Origin of the sequence: Exiguobacterium sp. s101 (assembly GCF_018617835.1) — a bacterium.
GTDB classification, from domain to species: domain Bacteria; phylum Bacillota; class Bacilli; order Exiguobacteriales; family Exiguobacteriaceae; genus Exiguobacterium; species Exiguobacterium marinum.
The window spans coordinates 17,594-36,582 of the sequence record NZ_JACSKX010000002.1 but is presented as its reverse complement, the minus strand read 5'-3'; the positions used below and the strand labels follow the sequence as shown (position 1 = coordinate 36,582).

12 protein-coding genes are annotated in these 18,989 nt (G+C 52.9%); 9 read left to right on the top strand and 3 right to left on the bottom strand.

Annotated elements, in window-relative coordinates; genetic code table 11:
* The first annotated feature begins 78 nt into the window (after positions 1-78).
* A complete protein-coding gene (locus tag KNO76_RS02305) occupies positions 79-5,358 on the top strand; it encodes a SpaA isopeptide-forming pilin-related protein (protein WP_214882079.1) in 5,280 nt (1,759 codons plus the stop codon).
* A 49-nt stretch (positions 5,359-5,407) separates the two neighbouring features.
* On the opposite strand, the gene KNO76_RS02300 is transcribed toward KNO76_RS02305, so the two are convergent.
* Positions 5,408-7,492, bottom strand: coding sequence for a heparinase II/III domain-containing protein (locus KNO76_RS02300; RefSeq protein WP_214882076.1), 2,085 nt, complete (start codon positions 7,490-7,492; stop codon positions 5,408-5,410).
* A 210-nt stretch (positions 7,493-7,702) separates the two neighbouring features.
* Here KNO76_RS02300 and KNO76_RS02295 point away from each other — a divergent pair, with 210 nt between their 5' ends.
* Positions 7,703-7,870 carry a hypothetical protein gene (locus tag KNO76_RS02295; RefSeq protein WP_214774674.1) on the top strand — a complete coding sequence of 56 codons (168 nt, stop codon included), beginning with the start codon at positions 7,703-7,705 and terminating at the stop codon, positions 7,868-7,870.
* A 46-nt stretch (positions 7,871-7,916) separates the two neighbouring features.
* Here the strand turns inward: KNO76_RS02295 and KNO76_RS02290 are convergent, their stop codons facing one another.
* Positions 7,917-8,780, bottom strand: coding sequence for a tyrosine-type recombinase/integrase (locus KNO76_RS02290; RefSeq protein ID WP_214882074.1), 864 nt, complete (start codon positions 8,778-8,780; stop codon positions 7,917-7,919).
* 13 nt (positions 8,781-8,793) lie between these two features.
* Positions 8,794-9,237, bottom strand: a complete 444-nt coding sequence (locus tag KNO76_RS02285) for a sigma factor (protein ID WP_026825271.1) — start codon at positions 9,235-9,237, stop codon at positions 8,794-8,796.
* Between the two features lie 341 nt (positions 9,238-9,578).
* On the opposite strand from KNO76_RS02285, the gene KNO76_RS14130 reads away from it, so the two are divergent.
* From KNO76_RS14130 to KNO76_RS02250, 7 genes are all read left to right on the top strand, one after another.
* A complete protein-coding gene (locus KNO76_RS14130; protein ID WP_214882071.1) occupies positions 9,579-9,914 on the top strand; it encodes a helix-turn-helix domain-containing protein in 336 nt (111 codons plus the stop codon).
* Positions 9,911-10,654, top strand: a complete 744-nt coding sequence (locus KNO76_RS02275) for an ImmA/IrrE family metallo-endopeptidase (protein WP_214882069.1) — start codon at positions 9,911-9,913, stop codon at positions 10,652-10,654. Before KNO76_RS14130 ends, KNO76_RS02275 begins: the two co-directional genes overlap by 4 nt.
* Positions 10,647-11,261, top strand: coding sequence for a hypothetical protein (locus KNO76_RS02270; RefSeq protein WP_214703303.1), 615 nt, complete (start codon positions 10,647-10,649; stop codon positions 11,259-11,261). Before KNO76_RS02275 ends, KNO76_RS02270 begins: the two co-directional genes overlap by 8 nt.
* A 219-nt stretch (positions 11,262-11,480) precedes the next feature.
* The gene (locus KNO76_RS02265; RefSeq protein WP_214882066.1) at positions 11,481-13,574 is read left to right on the top strand and encodes a heparinase II/III family protein; all 2,094 of its coding nucleotides are present in this window, start codon (positions 11,481-11,483) and stop codon (positions 13,572-13,574) included.
* A gap of 113 nt (positions 13,575-13,687) precedes the next feature.
* Positions 13,688-15,757, top strand: a complete 2,070-nt coding sequence (locus tag KNO76_RS02260; protein ID WP_214882063.1) for a heparinase II/III family protein — start codon at positions 13,688-13,690, stop codon at positions 15,755-15,757.
* 184 nt (positions 15,758-15,941) lie between these two features.
* Positions 15,942-16,454, top strand: coding sequence for a hypothetical protein (locus tag KNO76_RS02255; protein WP_214882061.1), 513 nt, complete (start codon positions 15,942-15,944; stop codon positions 16,452-16,454).
* A gap of 351 nt (positions 16,455-16,805) precedes the next feature.
* A complete protein-coding gene (locus tag KNO76_RS02250) occupies positions 16,806-18,878 on the top strand; it encodes a bifunctional metallophosphatase/5'-nucleotidase (protein WP_214882059.1) in 2,073 nt (690 codons plus the stop codon).
* Positions 18,879-18,989: the final 111 nt, after the last annotated feature.

The following is an 18,989-nucleotide window of genomic DNA, read 5'->3' as shown; positions in this document are numbered from 1 at the left end:
TTTGGTATGTTCTTTGAGGCGAATCTCCTTGTTCCACGTTTGTGATGTCTGCAAACAAAGACGCAGGAGGAAACGCACATGAAACGATGGTTATCCATGGTCTTGACCATATTGCTCGTCATGCAGCCGTTCGCTGTCTCGCGAATGGCGTATGCGGAAGGGGACCCGGTCATCACGGACCCGCAGCCACCGGACAACCCGGTCATGACGATCACCGAAAATATTTTGAAATCGTACACGATTCGGACGACGACAACGGAAAACGTTGAGGTGAGTACGGTCACGCCCGATTCGATCGTCGAGATCAACTACAACTGGTCGATCTCGAACGGGCACAGTTATACGGACGGGTCGACGTTCACGTTCCAAATGCCGAGTGAGTTGAAAGTGTATGACGCGGTCACGAACGCACCGCTCAACTTTAACGGTCAGTCGATGGGAACATACTCGCTCGCCCTTGACGGGACAGCGACGATGACATTCAACGACAATGTTTACAAATACTCAAACATCGAAGGGACGATTCAAGCTCTGACGCAAGTGAAAGAGACGACCGAAATCTCAGAAGAGCGGACGGTCACGATCACCCCAATCGAAAACCAGCTCTCGCAAACGTTACCGGTCGGATTGAAGACGCCAGGGAAAGACATCACGAAAGCCGGTGTCGCCGACCGACCGTACAACCCGAGCTCGATCGAATGGACGGTCGAGTTGAACAAAGGGCTGAAGCAGATCGAGGATGCCCGCTGGACGGACGTGATCCCTGCAGGTCTGGCGTATCGCGCCGACAGCATGACGGTGACGCGACTCGTCATGGCGATGGACGGGAGCGTTCTCCGCGAAGAGGCGGTGACGGGTCTCACCGTCGACACCACGGATGGTCTCGCCATCGACTTCGGGACGATCCAAAACGCTTATCGCCTCACCTTTATAACGGATATCCTCGATGAAGAGGTGGCGACGTTCAACAATGTCACGAACCTCGAAGGGACGTCGTTCGATAAGGCGACGGCCTCGGCGACGGTCGCTGTCGGACGTGGGACGGAGCTCGAGAAACGGACGCCGAATTATGATGATGTCACCCAGACGATTGAATGGGTGTCGGACATCAACTTCCGGCAACGGAATTTGAGTTCGCTCACGGTGAAGGATTTGTTCACCGACACGCATGAACTAGATGGGCTCACGTTATTTGAAGTGACACTCGATGCCAACGGGAACATCGCGAATCGAGTTGAGGTTCCTGTGACGACAAGCAAAATCACGGACACAGGGCTCGAAGGATTCACGTTCGACCTGCCGAAGAACGGGACAGCGTATCAACTCGTGTATGAAACACAAGCGAAAAACCGTATCGTCTCCTCAGGCAGTGTGACGAACACGATTGAAGTGAACGGCTGGAAGAAGTCGGCGACCCAGTCGATCGGGCAAGCTGTCTTACGAAAGACGCACAAGGCACCAAACTATGCGGCTGAAACAATCGAGTGGACGCTCGAGTTGAACCGGGATAAACGCGTGATGAACGATGGCGTCATCACGGATACGTTCCCGAACGAGGGCTTGATGTTCATCGAGGACTCGCTTTCAATCAGCGGGTTGACGAAAGGCACGGACTATACGGTCACGCCTGACGTGAACGGCTTCACGATCAACTTCAACACGCAATTGACGGAACGACACCTGATCACATATCAAACAGCATTCGATTATCGCGAGCGTCTGGACGCGAACAATACGAGCTTCGTCAACGAGGCGACCGTCAATTGGGATAACGAATTAGCGGAAGCGCGCACGGTGACGACGAAGGACTCTGTCGATCCGGCCTCGAACACGCGCAACAACGGATTCAAAGGGGGCACGTATAACGCCGTCACGAAGGACATCACTTGGAAAATCGGGATCAACTACCACGAGTATGCGACGACGAACCTGACCGTCACCGACACGTGGGAAGGGACGCAAGTACCGGACAAGGATTCCTTCACTGTCGCGAAGATGACACGCGGAAGTGGGGCGAACGCCTACTCGGTCGATGCGACCCCGATCCCGGCGTCCGCGTATAACGTCGTGTGGAGCGACACAGGCTTCGTGTTGACGTTCAACGAGCCGACGGATGGCGCGTACGTCATCACATATGACACGAACATCGACGATACGAAAATCGCACCGTCCTATAAAAACACGGCCATCGTCACAGACGGAGAGACCGAGCTCGGCAATTTGCCGGCGACGGTGACGATTCGTCACGGTGGCGAATATAACGAGAAACGAGGCGTCCAACAAGGAAAGCTCATCGCCTGGACGATCGACATCAACTTCGGACAATCATCGCTACAAAACGTTGTCATTCGTGACGTCCCATCGAACAATCAGGACGTCCTGCTCGATTCATTAAGCGTCTATGAGACGACGGTCGCCCCGAACGGCAAGGTGACGAAGGCAGGGAAGCTGTCGACGGATGCGTACACGGTCAGAGCAATCCAAGAGATGGGCGAGTTCGAACTATCGTTCAACGACCCGATTAATCGCCCGTACATCTTAGAGTATGACTCATATATCTTGGCCGCGGTCGGAACGGACATCACGAACGACGTCTATGTGACGGCGGATAAGGTATCCGAGAACACGACGACGAAACAATCGAAGGTCCGAGTCGCCCGCACGTCCGGAATGGGGACGGCGAGTGGAGAGCTCGGTGAATTGACGATTACGAAGACGGATGAGTTGAGCGAGAAGAACTTAAGTGGGGCCTCGTTCGACTTGGTTGACACCGGTAGTGGCCGTACCGTCCGTCGCGGCACGACAGGAACCGATGGGACCTTGACGTTCGGTCGTCTCCTTTACGGGGACTATCGTCTAGTCGAGACGAAAGCGCCGGACGGTTACTTGATCGCGACGGCATCCCGCAACATCACGATTGACGATGTGAACGAGGCGACGACCGTCAAAAACGACACGATTCGTCAAGACGTCGAATTGACGAAGACGTCGACTTCCGGCAAGGTACTCGAAGGAGCAGAGTTCACGTTATATGACGCTTCGGACAACATCGTCCGCCAAGGACTCGTGACGGACAAGGACGGCAAAATCACCGTGAAAGGCCTCGAGCCGGGCATGTATGCCTTCGTTGAGACGAAGGCGCCGACGGATCATCTCCTCGATGCGAAGAAGCATGGCTTCTCCATCGTGAAAGACCAATTGACGACAACGACAGTCGGTGTACAGAACCAGCCGTTCAAGTCAATCGAAGTGACGAAAGTCGACTGGAAGACGGGCTTGGCGCTCCCAGGTGCCGTCTTTGACTTGAAAGACACGAACGGAACCACGCTCCGCACGGGGCTCGCGGCCGATGCGTTCGGTGTCCTATTGATTGAGGACCTCGACCTCGGCACGTACCAGCTCGTCGAGACGAAGGCGCCGGACGGATACGTGTTACCTGAAAAGGCGTATACGTTCACGGTGACGCTCGAGAGTGACGCCGTTCAAAAGGACAACGTCAAAAACGAGACGATGAAGCGTGTGAAGTTGACGAAAGTGGATAAAGACACGAACGCCACGCTTCAAGGCGCCGTCTTCACGTTATATAACGACAAGAACGAAGTCGTCCGTGACAACGTGACGACGGGAGCAGACGGGACGGTCGTCGTCGACCGCCTAGACATCGGCACGTACACGTTCATCGAGAAGACCGCACCGACCGGCTACATCTTAGACAAGACGCCTCATGCGTTCACGGTCGAGTACGGGCAAGACATCGATGAACAGATCACCATCACGAACGAACAACAAAAGTCGGTCCGTCTCATCAAAACGGACGTAATCAACGGGTCACGTCTCGCCAATGCGACGTTCTCGCTCTATCGACAGGACGGTGTCCTCGTCGAGGCGGGCTTGAAGACGGATGCGAACGGGGAGATTTTGGTCGACCGATTGAACCCGGGCGAGTACTACTTCCAAGAGACGGTCGCACCGTCTGGGTACATGCTCGACATGACGGCCCGTCCGTTCACGCTCGTACGCGGGACGAACGATGTCACAGAAGTGATTGCGACGAACGATTCATACAAATCGGTCCGGATGACGAAAGTCGACTCGGAGACGGGCGACCGTCTAGCGGGGGCGACGTTCAATCTCGTCAATTCGTTTGGGACGACGATCCGCGCCGGACTCGTGACGGACGCGACAGGTGAGATTTATGTCGGCGGACTCACACCGAGCAGCTATGCGTTCGTCGAGACGAAAGCGCCGGACGGTTACTTGCTCGATTCGAAAGAGCACACGTTCATCGTGGCATCTCGTCAAGTAGCACCGACGACACTCACTGTCACGAATGAACAGAAAAAGTCAGTCCGACTCACGAAGACGGACGTCACGACAGGAAACGTGCTTCCGAGTGCGACATTTGACTTGATCGATGCGTCGGGTGACGTTGTCCGTGCAGGACTTGTCACAGATGCGTCTGGAGAGATCTTCGTCCGTGACCTCGAACCGGGCGACTACGCGTTCGTCGAGACGAAGGCACCAGAAGGTTATATCTTAGATACGACAAAACACGAGTTCACGCTCACACGCGGAACGAATGAAGTCCTCGCGGTCAATGTGACGAACGACCTGTACAAAACGGTGCGACTCGTCAAGACGGACAGCGAGACCGGTAATGTGTTGGCCGGTGCGACGTTCAAGCTGTTGAACGGTGATAGCGAAGTCGTGAAAGCGGACCTCGTCACGAATGAAGACGGAGAGATTGTCGTCGAGGGGCTCGTTCCAGGCGACTATCAGTTCGTCGAGACGAAGGCACCGAAGGGGTACTTCTTAGATGAGTCACCGTATGCATTCACGTTCGAGCGCGGAGATGTCGAGAAGACGGTCAAGGTAGAGAACGACCGCATCAAGACACTCCTCGTCAAGAAGGTCGACAGTGAGACGGGTGAACCGCTCGAAGGGGCCACGTTCACGTTGACCGATTCAACCGGTAAGGTGATCACTCTCACGACGGATGCGTCGGGTGAAGCGCGCGTGACCGACTTGAGACTCGGCACGTACACGCTCGTGGAAACCGAGGCGACATGGACAATCCGATTCGAGCGTGGTGGTGCGAACGAACAACAGATCACTGTAGAAAACACAGCAGAGTATTTCGAATTTGAAGAGACAGAAATCCCTGGCGGTGCCGGAGGAGGCGGTTACGATGACGCCGACTCTGAATCGACACTCGGTGCAGGCGGCAGCAAGAAACCGACATTGACGGAGCGACTCCCATTCTTAGGTGGCGAATCGTCGAATGGTTGGTTGATCGGCTTGGTGCTTCTCGCCATCGGGGTCGGGTTCCTGTGGACGACAAGACGGAAGACGGCATAAACATGAAAACAGGTCCTTTACGCGAACATGGCGTAAAGGACCTGTTTGTTTACATCGGCACACTAATCTGTTTCATTTCTTTATTCGACAGCGTGTACGTCACGATGTAGTTCGAACCGGATACTTTCACACTCGCCGACCGGATCGTCGTCTTCGACTGGTCGAGTCGGATGAGCGTGAGGTAGCGCACGTCTTTCCCGGTGTTATACGAGATGACTTGTGGACGCGGCTTCCACTCGTAATCCTCGACGGCGACGAAGCTCGTGCTGTTGCGCATCGACGAATTTTTTAGATTGAGCTGCATGAGTTGGATCGTCCGGCCGTTCGAGTCGCCATAGACGACTTTCTGGGTCGCCATCGAGCTTTGGAGCAGTTTCAGACCTTCCGCAAGGTGGAATCGCTGCACGAACTTCTCCTGTGTCGGGGAGCTGATCCGGTCATAGACGACGAGCGTCTGCGCCTTGTCATAGACGAGCGTCCGGCGATGGGTCGCCCCTTTGCCGATGAGTTTGCTTTCACCCATCGCGAGGAGTGACGGACCGAGGTTTTTGACGGTGACGATCTTACTCTTCTCGCGCATCGACGTGCTCAAGTCGAGATTCGACCCGTCCCGATGGACCGTATTGTGAGCATCGACCCCGAAGACGCGTTGTCGTTCCGGGCGGTTCGTGTAGCCGTAGCGACCCGTCTCGATGATGAAGTCGCGGCCGAGCCCGTACAAGTCGATGCTCAAATCGTCGGCGTGCTTATGGGCGTTGCTGTGATAGCCCGCCGTCATCATCACTTGCGTCGCCTGATTGAAGGCGCGTGGTGGGGCGGACCAATATTCGCGCATGAAGCTATATTGCGTGCTGATTTTCTTTACCTTGAGCGGTGGGCGTGACCCTACCTTCCCTCCCGAGACCGCGTAGGCGAGCTGTGGGAAGTCCTCGATATGCGGGATGATCGACGTCATGCGTCGTGCCCCGGACGTGTCCCCGAAGATTGGGAGCGTCCCGTTCGGCTTCACCATATACGTCAGCTGTTTCGGCATATATTCGACACGTTTCATGCTCGACGGGAGCGTGAAGCGGTTGTCGTCTGCCCAGATGACGAAGCGGTCGAGCACGTGATACATATACGCCTGATAGCCTGGTGAATGCTCGAGATGGACGGCGTCCGACGTGATGCTGTGGCGAATCTGTTTGTCGAGCCGGCTGTCAGCGATGGTTTTCCATCTCGCGCTTTGGTCGAACTGCGGGAACGTCTGCGCGATCGCCGTGAGCGCCATGTCCTGGAACACCCCGTGGTTATGTTCATACTTATAAAAACTCGATGTCGCGAGCAACGTGCCATGCTCATGGAGCGTCCGCAGCATGAGACCCGTGAATGCCGTGTCTTTGTAAAGGGACGACGACTTATACACGTCCCAGAAGTTCAACAAGTGGAACGTCCGGACCGATGTGCCGTGGTCGTTATACGGCCAACGGTACTGTTTGTAGTAGGCGACGGGGTGGGCTTTCGTCCAACTCTTCACGACGCGCATCCCGTATTTCAAATATGCGGTGTCGCCTGTCGCATTGTAGGCTTGCGTCAGTTGGTTCAACACCGTCAAATAGTGGATCTGGAATGGATACGAGTTGCTTGATGAGCTCGGGATGTCCCGGTGCCAGTCGAACGTGTCGATGTTTGGGACCGACAGACGATGCGGGGTGGACGGGACGTACCAATCCCCGCGAAGGGCCCGGTTCGCGTAATCAATCGCCTTCGCTTCACTGAGACGCTCGTATTCATAAGGGGCATGCGGTGCCATTTGTCGCATGTATTCGTGCGCCAGTCGTACCGTCCCACTCGATGTCAAGTTCGAACGGGTGATGGGGGCGGCTAGTAAAAGCTTCGCCTGACTCTTCTTTATGTACACCTTCTTTCCACCGCTCAGGGCGACATAGTACCAGCCGGACGTACTGATTGCCGCATAGCGCTTCGTCGTCGAGTAGGTCGCCACTTTCGTCAACTTCCCATTCTTCATCTCATAGACGATGTCGTTCGGGACAGAGCGGATGTGGAACGGGTTCGTCGCAGCCTGAGCGGAGTCGGTCGGGGTGACAGATCCCCACGCGCCGATCAAGACGAGGACGAGTAAGATTCGTTTCATAGATACACCTCAAAAATTGGATTTACTTCTTTTTCAAAGTATACCATGAGGTGAATTTATTCCCTTAATTTTCTATATTTTTAATTTCGAATAAGGACTGTATTTGACCTGTCAAAAAAAATAGACTACCGAGACGGCGATTAGATCGAGGTGATAAAGTGACTCAGTGAGGACGGTCTAAAGCGTGCAGATTGTGAAGGGGGAAATACATTGAAACATGTCAGCTTGTTCCTACTACTTTTCTTTATTACTGCAATGTTTATTTACGTTGTATCTTTGACAGCCCCGCAACTTCTCGTGCCAATCGTGTATCTTGCGATTGCCGCATTGATTGGAATCATCGGATATCTATTGAAGGTATATGTGATGAAAAGATGATCAAAAATCCGGTCCCTCGTGGACCGGATTTTTTATGTTCCTGTATTCATTCCAACGTCAGTCTTTCCACAGCATCCCGCAGATGATCCTCGCGCACACGGATATAGCGCCGGGTCGTCTTCGGCTCGCTATGGCCGAGCAGTTCGGACAACGTTGTCTCCTTGACGCCCTTGTCATAGAGATGTGACGTGAAGGCGTGCCTTAGCGTGTGCGACGTGACGGATGTACCGAGCACGTCCTCGGCGGCACGTTTCAGGTGACGGTTGATCGTCGTCTTGCAGATGAGCTCGCCGCGGGCACTCGGGAAGACATATGGTGAATCGATGCATCGGCGCTCTTCCTCGAGGTACGTCGTCATCATCGCATGAGCCGCATCGTTCAGTGGGACCTTGCGCGGTTTCCCCGTCTTCGATTCGTGGATGTACAGGAGACGCGCATTCAAATCGATGGCATCAAGTGTCAGTTGCCTTACCTCGTTGATGCGCATCCCCGTATGCAGCTGGAGCGTCAAAAACGTTCGGTACAGCGGGACGTCGATTGCATCGATGACTCGGTGTAAGTCGCTTGGTGTAGGGACGTCCGAAGGTGTCCGTTCCGTCACTTTCACGCGAAGTTGATGGAATGGATTGTGCGTGACGAGCTGCTCGGTGATGGCCCAGTCATACAAACCACGGAGTGCGCTCAAGTAATTGTTGATTGTCACCGGTTGACATCCTTCGGAGCGAAGGGCATTGATATACGGCATGACGTCCTGCCTCGTCTTGAAGTCATCGAGGGTTCGGTTCTGTCCCATGATTCTTTCGAAACGGGCGAACTTATAGGTCGCCTGGCTAACCGTGTTGTCCGATTTTCCGGTCATGCGTAAGTAGTGGACGTGTTGGTCGACAGCGTCTTTCATGTGTAGGGTCATCTTCATTCTCCTCTTACTCGTTGTCCTCACGGAGCATCCGCTGGAGTTCGGCCTTGTAGGCGCGGAGGCGGCTCGGGGAGTACCCGAGTGAGGCTTCAGTTCCGTGAAGCATATGGCAGAGTAAGGTGAAATGACGATTTGGTAAAGTGGAACGCTTGTCGTCTAGCCAAAGGGACAGCGGCACCTCGCTCTTATCGATTTGCTCGGGGAGTCGTTCACTCGTCACCTCGTGCTGGAGCGTCTTCGCCTGCTTGGCACGCTCGTTTAAGATCGCCCCACGGATGCGGATGAAACAGTACGTTTTCCCTAGCGTCTTGCCGTCTTGGATGGCTCGCCATAGGGCGATCCGTGCCGTCTGGGCGGCATCGTCGACTTCATTCGGATGGAGATGGAGTTGGCGGATGACGTAAAAGATCATCGGTTCCCACTCTTTGATTTGTTCGTTTGCGTCTGGCATGATGGGCTGCTTTCCCGCGCGCGTCTCAAGTTTCCTAGGTGGTTACAGCATAATGGTTGTTATAGAGAATCCGTGCTTTTGATCCATAAGGCTTGGCGCAAATGGGATACAGCATTTCAAGGCTACTTCCGGTTTGATTTGACGAAACGACACGGTTGGCGAGGTGCGAAAACCGCATAACAACCATTATAGGAGGATGTCCCTCGTTGTTTGAAGGATGTATTCCTATACAACGTAATAAAGAGAGGGGAAATCAATGGTAAATAAGGCTACAAAATTAATTTGCAAATTTGTAGTCATGATTGAAATGGGTTACCATAAAATCAAAGGAGGGTGTCATCGTGAACGCAAACAAAATCATTGTGAACAACATACAATCATGGCTAAGGGATAACGGAAAATCGCAACATTGGTTAGCTCAAGAAATCGGGGTCAGCAAGGCGTTGATTGGTCATATGTTGAATGAGAGTCGCGTCATTCAACCAAAACGAATCGTTGATCTTGTGAATGCACTGGGTTTGACGGTCAATGAATTGACATCGGATGCTTCGATGAAGGAAGAACGCATGACGGTCGAATTGCGAGGCACACTGTCAAATCGACGGGCGAAAATGGAACTCGAGCGTTTGAAATTTGCGATAGAAGATTATGTTGGTCTCAAGAGTGAACGACCATGAAGCCATCGGCACGGATTGCGGAAGACACGGCAGAAGCATTCGCGGCAGATTTTTTAGAGCAAGTCATTGACAGTCACGTTTTCATTGGCGCTTACATCGAGCAGGTGTTAGCCAAACGCGCGAACCTCATTTTTCAATATGTCGAGGACGATACCTATTATGGTGTCGCCATCAAACACATGTCTGGAGAAGCGTTCATCGCATTGAACTCTTACCAACCATTACGCATGCGTTACTTTACCGCAGCCCACGAGTTATGGCACTTGTCTGAAGCGAGCAAGTGGCAAATCGATGGATTCGATCACGAACGAGCGGCCGACCGTTTTGCCGCTGCAATCATGCTACCAAAAAGTATGACAAAAGAAATTTGGGAGAAGCTGAAAGACAATCATGATACGAAGACCGCTATCATCTATTTGGCCGATATGGCTCAAGTCCCTTACGTCGCAGTCGTAAGGCGACTCCGGGAACTACATTACCGATTCTCTGATCTGAGTGAACAGGAATCCGACTGGCGCGAAGAACGGAAGCATCTTGGGATTGCCCCGAGTCCATTGGATCAAGCCCAACGTTTCGAATCATTTTCAGCCTATGAACAAGTGGTCGTCAAAGCGGTAGAAGAAGGACGGTTGACACGTTTGAGTGCCGCCAATAAACTCTCTGTTTATCGTCCTGATTTGGCTCGGGCGTTACAGGAAGATGAAGTCAGTCGTCTACAAGAGGACGCTGCCGATGATTAAGGAGCCGGTGTTCATCGATGCGAACATCATCATTCACGCGGCAAGCTTTCAACAAGCCGACGTCTTTGATTGGATCAACAGTTTGTATGGACAAGTTCTGATTCATGTAGAGGTATTGAATGAACTGAAGATATCTTCTGTCAGACAAAGGGTCGATGCGTTTATACAGGACGGTGAGTGGATGTTGTTCGATCCTGAATCGGAAACATCGATTGCGACGGATGAACTCTATGACCTCTATCTCGTTTATCTGACGGAAGTTCGCCATGCGTTTCAACAACTGGACGAAAAGAAAGTCAGGGAAGGCAGACCGCTCAAACATACGAGCGATTTGGGAGAAATCCATAGTCTTGCGGCCGCGCGATTGATCAGCGCTGGCTTGATCTGTAGCGATGACGCGGACATTCGAGAAGTCATCAAAGACGCCGAACTATATATCGTCAATCAGGATGGAGAGGAAACGCTGATTCATCAGCACACACTCATGGATTTTTGTATTCATTTGAGACGATATGAAGTTGTGAGAAGAAGTGAGATTCGAAAGTTTTTCAAATCGATTCGTCCTCGTGATATGAATTTGCTCGATCAATACCTTGATGAACGATAATCATTCAGCAGAATCCAACGCACGTCCGTTTACGACGTAGCTTGGATTCTTTTTTAGTAGACTTTTCTTCTTGCTAATGTGCTATTCCGAGCGCTCTATACTAGAAGTGATAAAAATATTTGAACAAAAGGGATATTAAGTCCAAATTTTAGTTGTTTAAACTTTATTTGATGGATATAATTTACAGGATAAAATTAAACAGAAACTGTGAGGAATATCATGAAACCTTTGTATACACGATTGTCGAGCGGCGTGCTGAGCGGGATGCTCCTGTTCGCCCCGGTCACGGCCGAAGCGACGGCAAACTCGGACTTTAACGCCCGTGTCGCCCCGTCGACGACGCTCCATCAAATGAAAGATAAGAAGTTGGTCCCGCTCCAGAAGACGAATGCGACGAAAGAGTATCGCATCGTCCGACCGTCCGGCTGGTATTATCTGGCCATGTCTGGCGGCAAGCGCATTTACGTGAAGAAGAGTCAAGCCGAGGTCGTCCCGGCCCGCTCGTTGACGAAGTCACGGATCCAATCGATGACGAACCGTCCGCTCGTTCATACATATATGAAAGAGACCGATGCCCACATCCCGTACGAGTATGATCGTTTGACGACCGAAGAAGCGAAAATGTATGCGGACCGAGCGCTCGCTGGCAACTGGTACATCCCGGCGGAGCCGAAACAATTGTCGGTGCCAAACATCGACACGTTCAACTGGCATAAGGACGTGCCGGCTGTCGACAATAACTCGTTCCCGTTCCAAATCCACTATATGACGGTGTTGAACCAATTGACGCAGGCGTATAACGACTCAGGCGACCTCGCCTATCTCCAATATGGCGAGCGTCTCGTCAAAAGCTGGACGAAAGCGCATCCGGCCTATAACTACAAGCGACTCAAATGGGGATACAACGACCAGGGGACAGCGCTTCGCGTCTTCCATCTATTGAACTTCTGGGACGTGTACAAACAGACGTCGCTCAACAAAGACCCGGCGTTCACCGAGCTCATCTTGAAGACGCTGTATGAGCACGGCGAGATTTTGGCATCCGCTGACTTCTATAAAAAAGAGCACAACCATGGAATCTTCCAAGACATGGCGCTCACGGCGATCGCACAGACGTTCCCAGAGTTCGACAAGAGCAAGACGTGGCAGTCCGTCGCGAGCTCGCGTCTACAGGCCCAACTCGCTTTCAGCATCTCGCCGGACGGGGTCCATCTCGAACATTCGCCGTACTATCATGTATACGTGTATCATACGTTGTCACGGTTTATCGAATGGGCTGACGCCAATGCCTTCGTCTTGCCGTCACGGTCTGGTTATATCGAGAAGATGCCGGACCAGCTCACCTATATGTTGAAGCCGAACCGGACGCTCCCGATCTTCGGCGACACGACCGGCTATTTAAAAGATACGAACATCATTCCGAATACCGAGAACTATCCGGAACTCTCCTACGCCGTCAGTGGTGGGGCAGAGGGGACGGTGCCGCAACTGTTGACGAAACAACTCGGCGACCAGTACAGCTTCATGCGTGAATATTGGTCACGTCCACCGGAGTCGTTCTCGGGAGCGACCCAAGTGATGATGACGGCGGGGTACCATAGTACCGCCCACAAGCACGCCGATGACTTGAGCATCGACCTGTACGGGCTCGCCCGTGACTTCATCGTCGAGACGGGACGCTTTGGCTACTCGACGGACCCACGACGACGGGAAGTGCTCAAGGTCGAGGCGCACAACACCGTGCACCGCTACGGGGATGGTCTTGACTTGAGTGCGAGTATGGTCGGCAAGAGCCGGATCGTATCGGTCGAGGACAAGGGCGATACGAGTATCGCCATCGGGGAGAGTGCCCTCGTCGGGAAAGGCGCGACCCATCGCCGGACGCTCGTCTATGACAAGGCGAAGACGCTCGTCGTCTACGACAAGATCACTTCCGAGGCACCGGATATGTTCGTGCAGCGATTCCATCTCGGTGACGGCTTGAAGCCTTACGCCGGCTCGACGGACGCTCAGAACGTGACGTTCCGGGACGACAAGCGCCGGACGATCCAGTTGATGCAGCTCGAGACGGACGAAGAGTCGTACATGTCGATTCAGTCGAGTCACTTGTCTGTCCGCAACTTCGAATGGAAGCCGCGTGAACAAGTCGTCTCGATCGAGTATGGGGATGACGTCCGTTACCTCACGCTCATCCGGATTGACCGGACGAGCACGTCAATCGTCGACGCCTCGTTAGCCGAGCAACCGGAGCAATACGTCGTCACGTATACGCTCTCGAACGGCACGACGAATACGATCAACGTACCGAAATGAGCATGGCCCAGCGAAAGCTGGGCTTTTTTGTGTGAACGACTGGGTAACTCTTGAATCCCACCATTTGCTAAGGTAGAATTTTCAAGTATAACAAATGACAAGTGAGGGAACGAATGGAACATTCAATCGCAAGACTCGTCGCCCAATTTGGCGGCTCGCTCGCGGCACGGGGAAGCCACGGATGGGACGTCGTCATCTCGGCGGGGACGATGCTGTATCAATGGAAAGGAAGACGGGTCGTCCCGGATATGCGACTCGAGACGACCGGGACCGGACGACTTATCCGTCCGTATGGGGAGTATCATGTCGTGCGTCTGAACGGGAAACAGTCGCTCGTCATGTCGTCCGATGCGATGCTCGCCATGAGGCGCCCGCTCACGAAGGCGAGGCTGTCCGACCGGATGGAGCGCCTGCTCGTGCATCAGTACATACAGGACAAGCGACCGATTGACCCGTATCGATATGAACGGCTGACGGACGATCAGGCCGTTCGTTTTGCGGACGGTGTCTTACAAGGCAACTGGTACATCCCGGCAGCACCCGATGCGTTACGCGTCGCCGACGTCGATGCGTTCGATTGGGATCAGATGGTACCGCGGGTGGACAACAACTCCTTCCGTCTCCAGCTCCATTATTTGACGACCGTCCATCAGCTGACTCGTGCCTTCGAGGTGACGGGAGAGACGGCTTATGTGGAACACGCCGCCCGCATCGTCGATAGCTGGCACGCGTGTCATCCAGTTTTTGCGGTCAACCGGAAGCGCGAGGCGTACCATGAGCACGGCACGGCGATCCGCGTGTTCCATCTGCTCGGGTTCTTTGAGGCGTACCGCTGTGCACGGATCGAGCGCGACCCATCGATGACAGAGAAGCTGTTGAAGATGTTGTACGACCATGCCGTCCTGTTGGCGACGCCGACGTTTTATCGGCCGCGTCATAATCACGGGATGTTCCAGGATATGGCGCTCTTCGCGGTCGCTTCCTGTTTCCCGGAGTTCGACCGGAGCCCGGAATGGGAACGGGTCGCCCGCGCGCGTCTCGATGCCCAGATTGACACGAGTCTCGCCGCAGACGGGACGCATCTCGAGCATTCGCCGGGCTATCACGTATACGTCTATCATATGTTGAGACGCTTCGTCGACTGGGCGAACGTGAACGGCTTTCTGTTGTCCGACCGGTTTGACGTCATCGACAGGATGCCGGACCGTCTCGTCCATCTGATCAAGCCGAACCGGACGCTGCCGATGGTCGGGGACACGGGCGGTCAGATTCGGGGACGGCATCTGATTCCGCGTGTCGACTCGTATCCGTCACTCGACTATGCGTTGAGCGGGGGACAGGAAGGGGTTTGTCCGTCTGAACGGATGGTGAACCTCGGCTCGAACTATGCCGTCATGCGTGAATATTGGGCGCATTTAAAGCGTCCCTTCAGTGATGCGACACATATTTTGATGACGGCGGGCTATCACGGCGCAGCCCACAAGCATGCGGACGATCTGAGTCTCGAGCTATATGGACTCGGGCGCGACTTCATCGTCGAGATGGGGCGATATGGGTATGCGGACTGCGAGGAACGCTCGGAGGCGATGCGCGTCACGTCACACAACACGGTGCATCGTCTCGGGGACGAGCTCGACTTGTCGGTCGAGCGGATCGGGGAGAGCGGTATCGTATCCGTCGAACCGATCGGGAAGCAGGTGGTGTCGACAGGGGTGAGCCGTCTCATCGGAAAAGGTGCCCTCCACACTCGGAAGGTCGTCTACGATCAGGCGCGGACGCTCGTCGTCTTTGACCGCATCACGTCACCAGAACCGGACCTGTTCGTCCAGCGCTTCCATGTGGCACCGGGTCTCGACCTCGTCGAAGGATCAACGGAGTCCCAGAACGTCCGGTTCATGGACACGTCGAATCGTGCGATGCAGATCGTCCAACTCATGACGGGGGACGAATCGTACATGACCATCGAAGAAAGTCACGTGTCGGCTCGCGATTTCGAATGGGTGAGCCGTCCACAGGTCGTATCCATCGAATGTGGGACGGACGTCCGCTTCTTGACGCTCATCCGCCTCGACCGGACGAATTCACGCATCGTCCAGACACAAGTGGAAGAAACAGGGGATAGGTACATCGTCTCATATTGGCTTGAGAGCGGGACAAAGCACGTCATCCGGATCCCGTATTGACTCGATTATAAAAAAATAAGACGAATTTGAGTTTTTCCTTGATGATTATTACAAACAATATTACAATAATTGTATAATAGTCATGTATATCATTTACATATGCGATAATGTTTGGATGCATTTAGGGATAAAGTTACATCACCTTTTGAACTAATTCTAGGCAGGGCGCATGGAGGAGGACCAAATGAGTCGCAAGGAAAGACGGATCAAAAAAAGAATGATGAGTGGGCTTCAGGTAACGCTTGTCGCGATGTTGCTTTTGGCGGGGATGTTTTGGACGCGCGCGGCGGACGATGCGGAAGCGAATGACTTCATTCTCCCGTCGACGACCGGCGAACAGTTGACGTTCAGCGGTATGGCGCTTCGCCTTGACCCGAAACGAGGGCCTTACATCCATGGGAATGCTTCCCATTACCCACGTGGATTTAAAGAGGTGTACATCGATCAAAACCGCGGTTATTTGACGGTCAAACGCGACCGCTTTGACTCGGTCGTCTCGATTATCACTGACCCGGATGAGACACTCACGGCCCGTGGAATCACCATCGGTTCATCAGGTGGTGGCGTCATCACGAACCTATACTTCTATCAGAACGGGCGTTTGCTCAACTTGGCAGACCCGAACGATTACGCGCTCGTAGCGGGCGTATACTCGAACGTCTGGTTGACGATTATCAGTCAGCCGAACGGACAATGACATCCTCAGCCGAGGATGTCATTTTTTGTAGGCTTTATTTGTAGAGGGCGAATGCGTGGGCGGTGAATTTGTTCAATCGCCATTTCGAAGCTGACGGTCTCGAACGACCATGATTGATCTTGTCACTTTGTCATAAAGAGGGAATCGTTTTTTGTGGAAATTGTAAAAACCTTTAAAATCTTCAATTTGTGATTGTTTATTGGACGCTTTTCCGTTACGTTAGAACTAGAGCGAATTGTACATATGGGGGAAAAACGGACGACTTTGGGGCAATGGGATTACACATAAGTCGAACGATGTAAGCGCTTTCCTTCCTGTGTCCTGTTCGCAAATCCGAAAGGGGAACTGAACATGGCAAAGAAATCATCACGTAAATTGTATACAGCGCTTGCCGTAGCAGCTGTATCGACGGCGTCACTCACACCGGCTGCTGTCACAGAAGCTGCACCGAAAGTACCGGTCGCGAAAGCGAAATCAGCATACGTATACAAAGGGGATTTAGATGCAGCACTCGACGCTACATATAAAGGGGCACGAGTTCACTGGTACAAATCAAGTGTCGACCTTGAAAAACTTGGAACGTTCCAAACCGCACGTGGGATTGTCCTCGGTAAAGGGATGTATATCGAGAAGCGTGTTCGCGTCCTCGACCATCCGATTGAAATTCTCCCACCGTCTGAGCCACTCGTGTTCAAACAAGGGAAGCCGGCAGTTGGTATCTTGAAACAAGACGTACGATTCGCAAGCGGTACTTACGAAAAACCGGTTCGTTGGAGCGGAATCAACACAGATGAAGTCGGCGAATTCGTCGCGACGGCTACATACAAAAACCGTGGAAAAACAATCACACTCGAAGTCCCGTATACAGTAGAAGGATACAAGCTCTCGATCATGCATACGAACGACACGCACGCGGCGCTCAAGTACGCACCGAACCGTGCGACGGCGATCAAGCAAGTTCGTGCCGAGAAGCCGGATAGCCTCTTGATCGACGCAGGGGACGTCTTCTCAGGATCGCTCTACTTCAACGAGTTCAAAGGTCAAGCCGACCTCAAGCTCATGAACTACATGAAATACGACTTGATGGTACCAGGTAACCATGAATTCGACCTCGGTACAGAGCAAGGACATAAAGAACTTGCTGACTTCGTCCGCTATGCGAACTTCCCGTTCGTCAGCTCGAACGTGGACTATTCAAAAGACCAGTACATGAAGAACCTCTACCGCGACGAAACGACACATAAAGCGTACAATGGTCGCTTATATGAAGGTGTCATCAAAGTCGTCGACGGGGAGAAGGTCGGATTCTTCGGTTTGACGACGGAAGAAACGGCGTCAATCGCAAGTCCGGGGCCGATCGAATTCCAAAGTTACATCGCTGAAGCACAAAAAGCAGTCGACGCATTCGAAGAGATGGGTGTCGATCAAATCGTAGCCGTCTCGCACCTTGGCTATAACGACAACCCAGCGTTCGACAACGACTTGTTGCTTGCTGAAAACGTGGACGGCATCGACGTCATCGTCGGTGGTCACACGCATACTCGTTTGAAAGAGCCTGTCCTTATCACAGAAGGTAAGGCTGAGCCAACGGTCATCGTTCAAGCGGATCAATACAGCAATTTCCTCGGAACGGTTGATGTTGAGTTCGACAAAGACGGAAAAGTCATCAAACATGCGGGTAGCTTGATTGATGTGAAAGCACTTCAACCGGACCCATACGCGGTCTCACTTCTCGCACCGTTTAAAGAAGTCGTGGATGCAATCAGTGAAGACCCAATCGGTGTGTCACTCACAGCACCACTCGAAAACCCGCGTGATGAAGGTACTGTGACTGCTCCAAGTGTACGCAAAAACGAAACGGCACTTGGTAACTTGATCACAGACGGCATGTTCACAAAAGCGAAAGAATATGATGCAGACGTGATTGGTGCCGTTCAAAACGGTGGTGGAATTCGTGCGGCAATCGATGCGGGTCCTGTCACGACAGGTGAAGTATTGACGACACTTCCATTCGGAAACACGCTTGCCATCATGGACTTGAAAGGTAGCGAGTTGAAAGCGGCGTTTGAGCGCAGTGTTGGCATTTATCCAATCGAGAACGGTGGATTCCTTCACGTGTCTGGATTCAAAGTATTGTTCGACAGCTCAAAACCGGCTGGCGAGCGTATCGTTAGCTTGCAGTACGACAACGGAACAGATTTCGTCGATGTCGAAGATGCGACGAGCTACAAAGTGGCGACGAACTTCTTCACAGCGCAAGGTGGAGACAACTATGTTGAGTTTGAAACGGCATTCAAAGACGGCCGTGTCAACGACCTCGGTCTCATCGACTGGGAGAACTTCCGCGATCACTTGATCAGCCTCGGTGAAGAAGTCACACCGGCTGTTGAAGGACGAATCGTTGACGTGAACGCAGCAGAGTAAGTGAATAACTGTTTTGGGGACGGATCCACTTGTGGGTCCGTCTTTTTTGATGTAGAACGCCAATTTGTACAGTTGTCATCAAATTGCGACCGACATATAACTCTGTTAAGA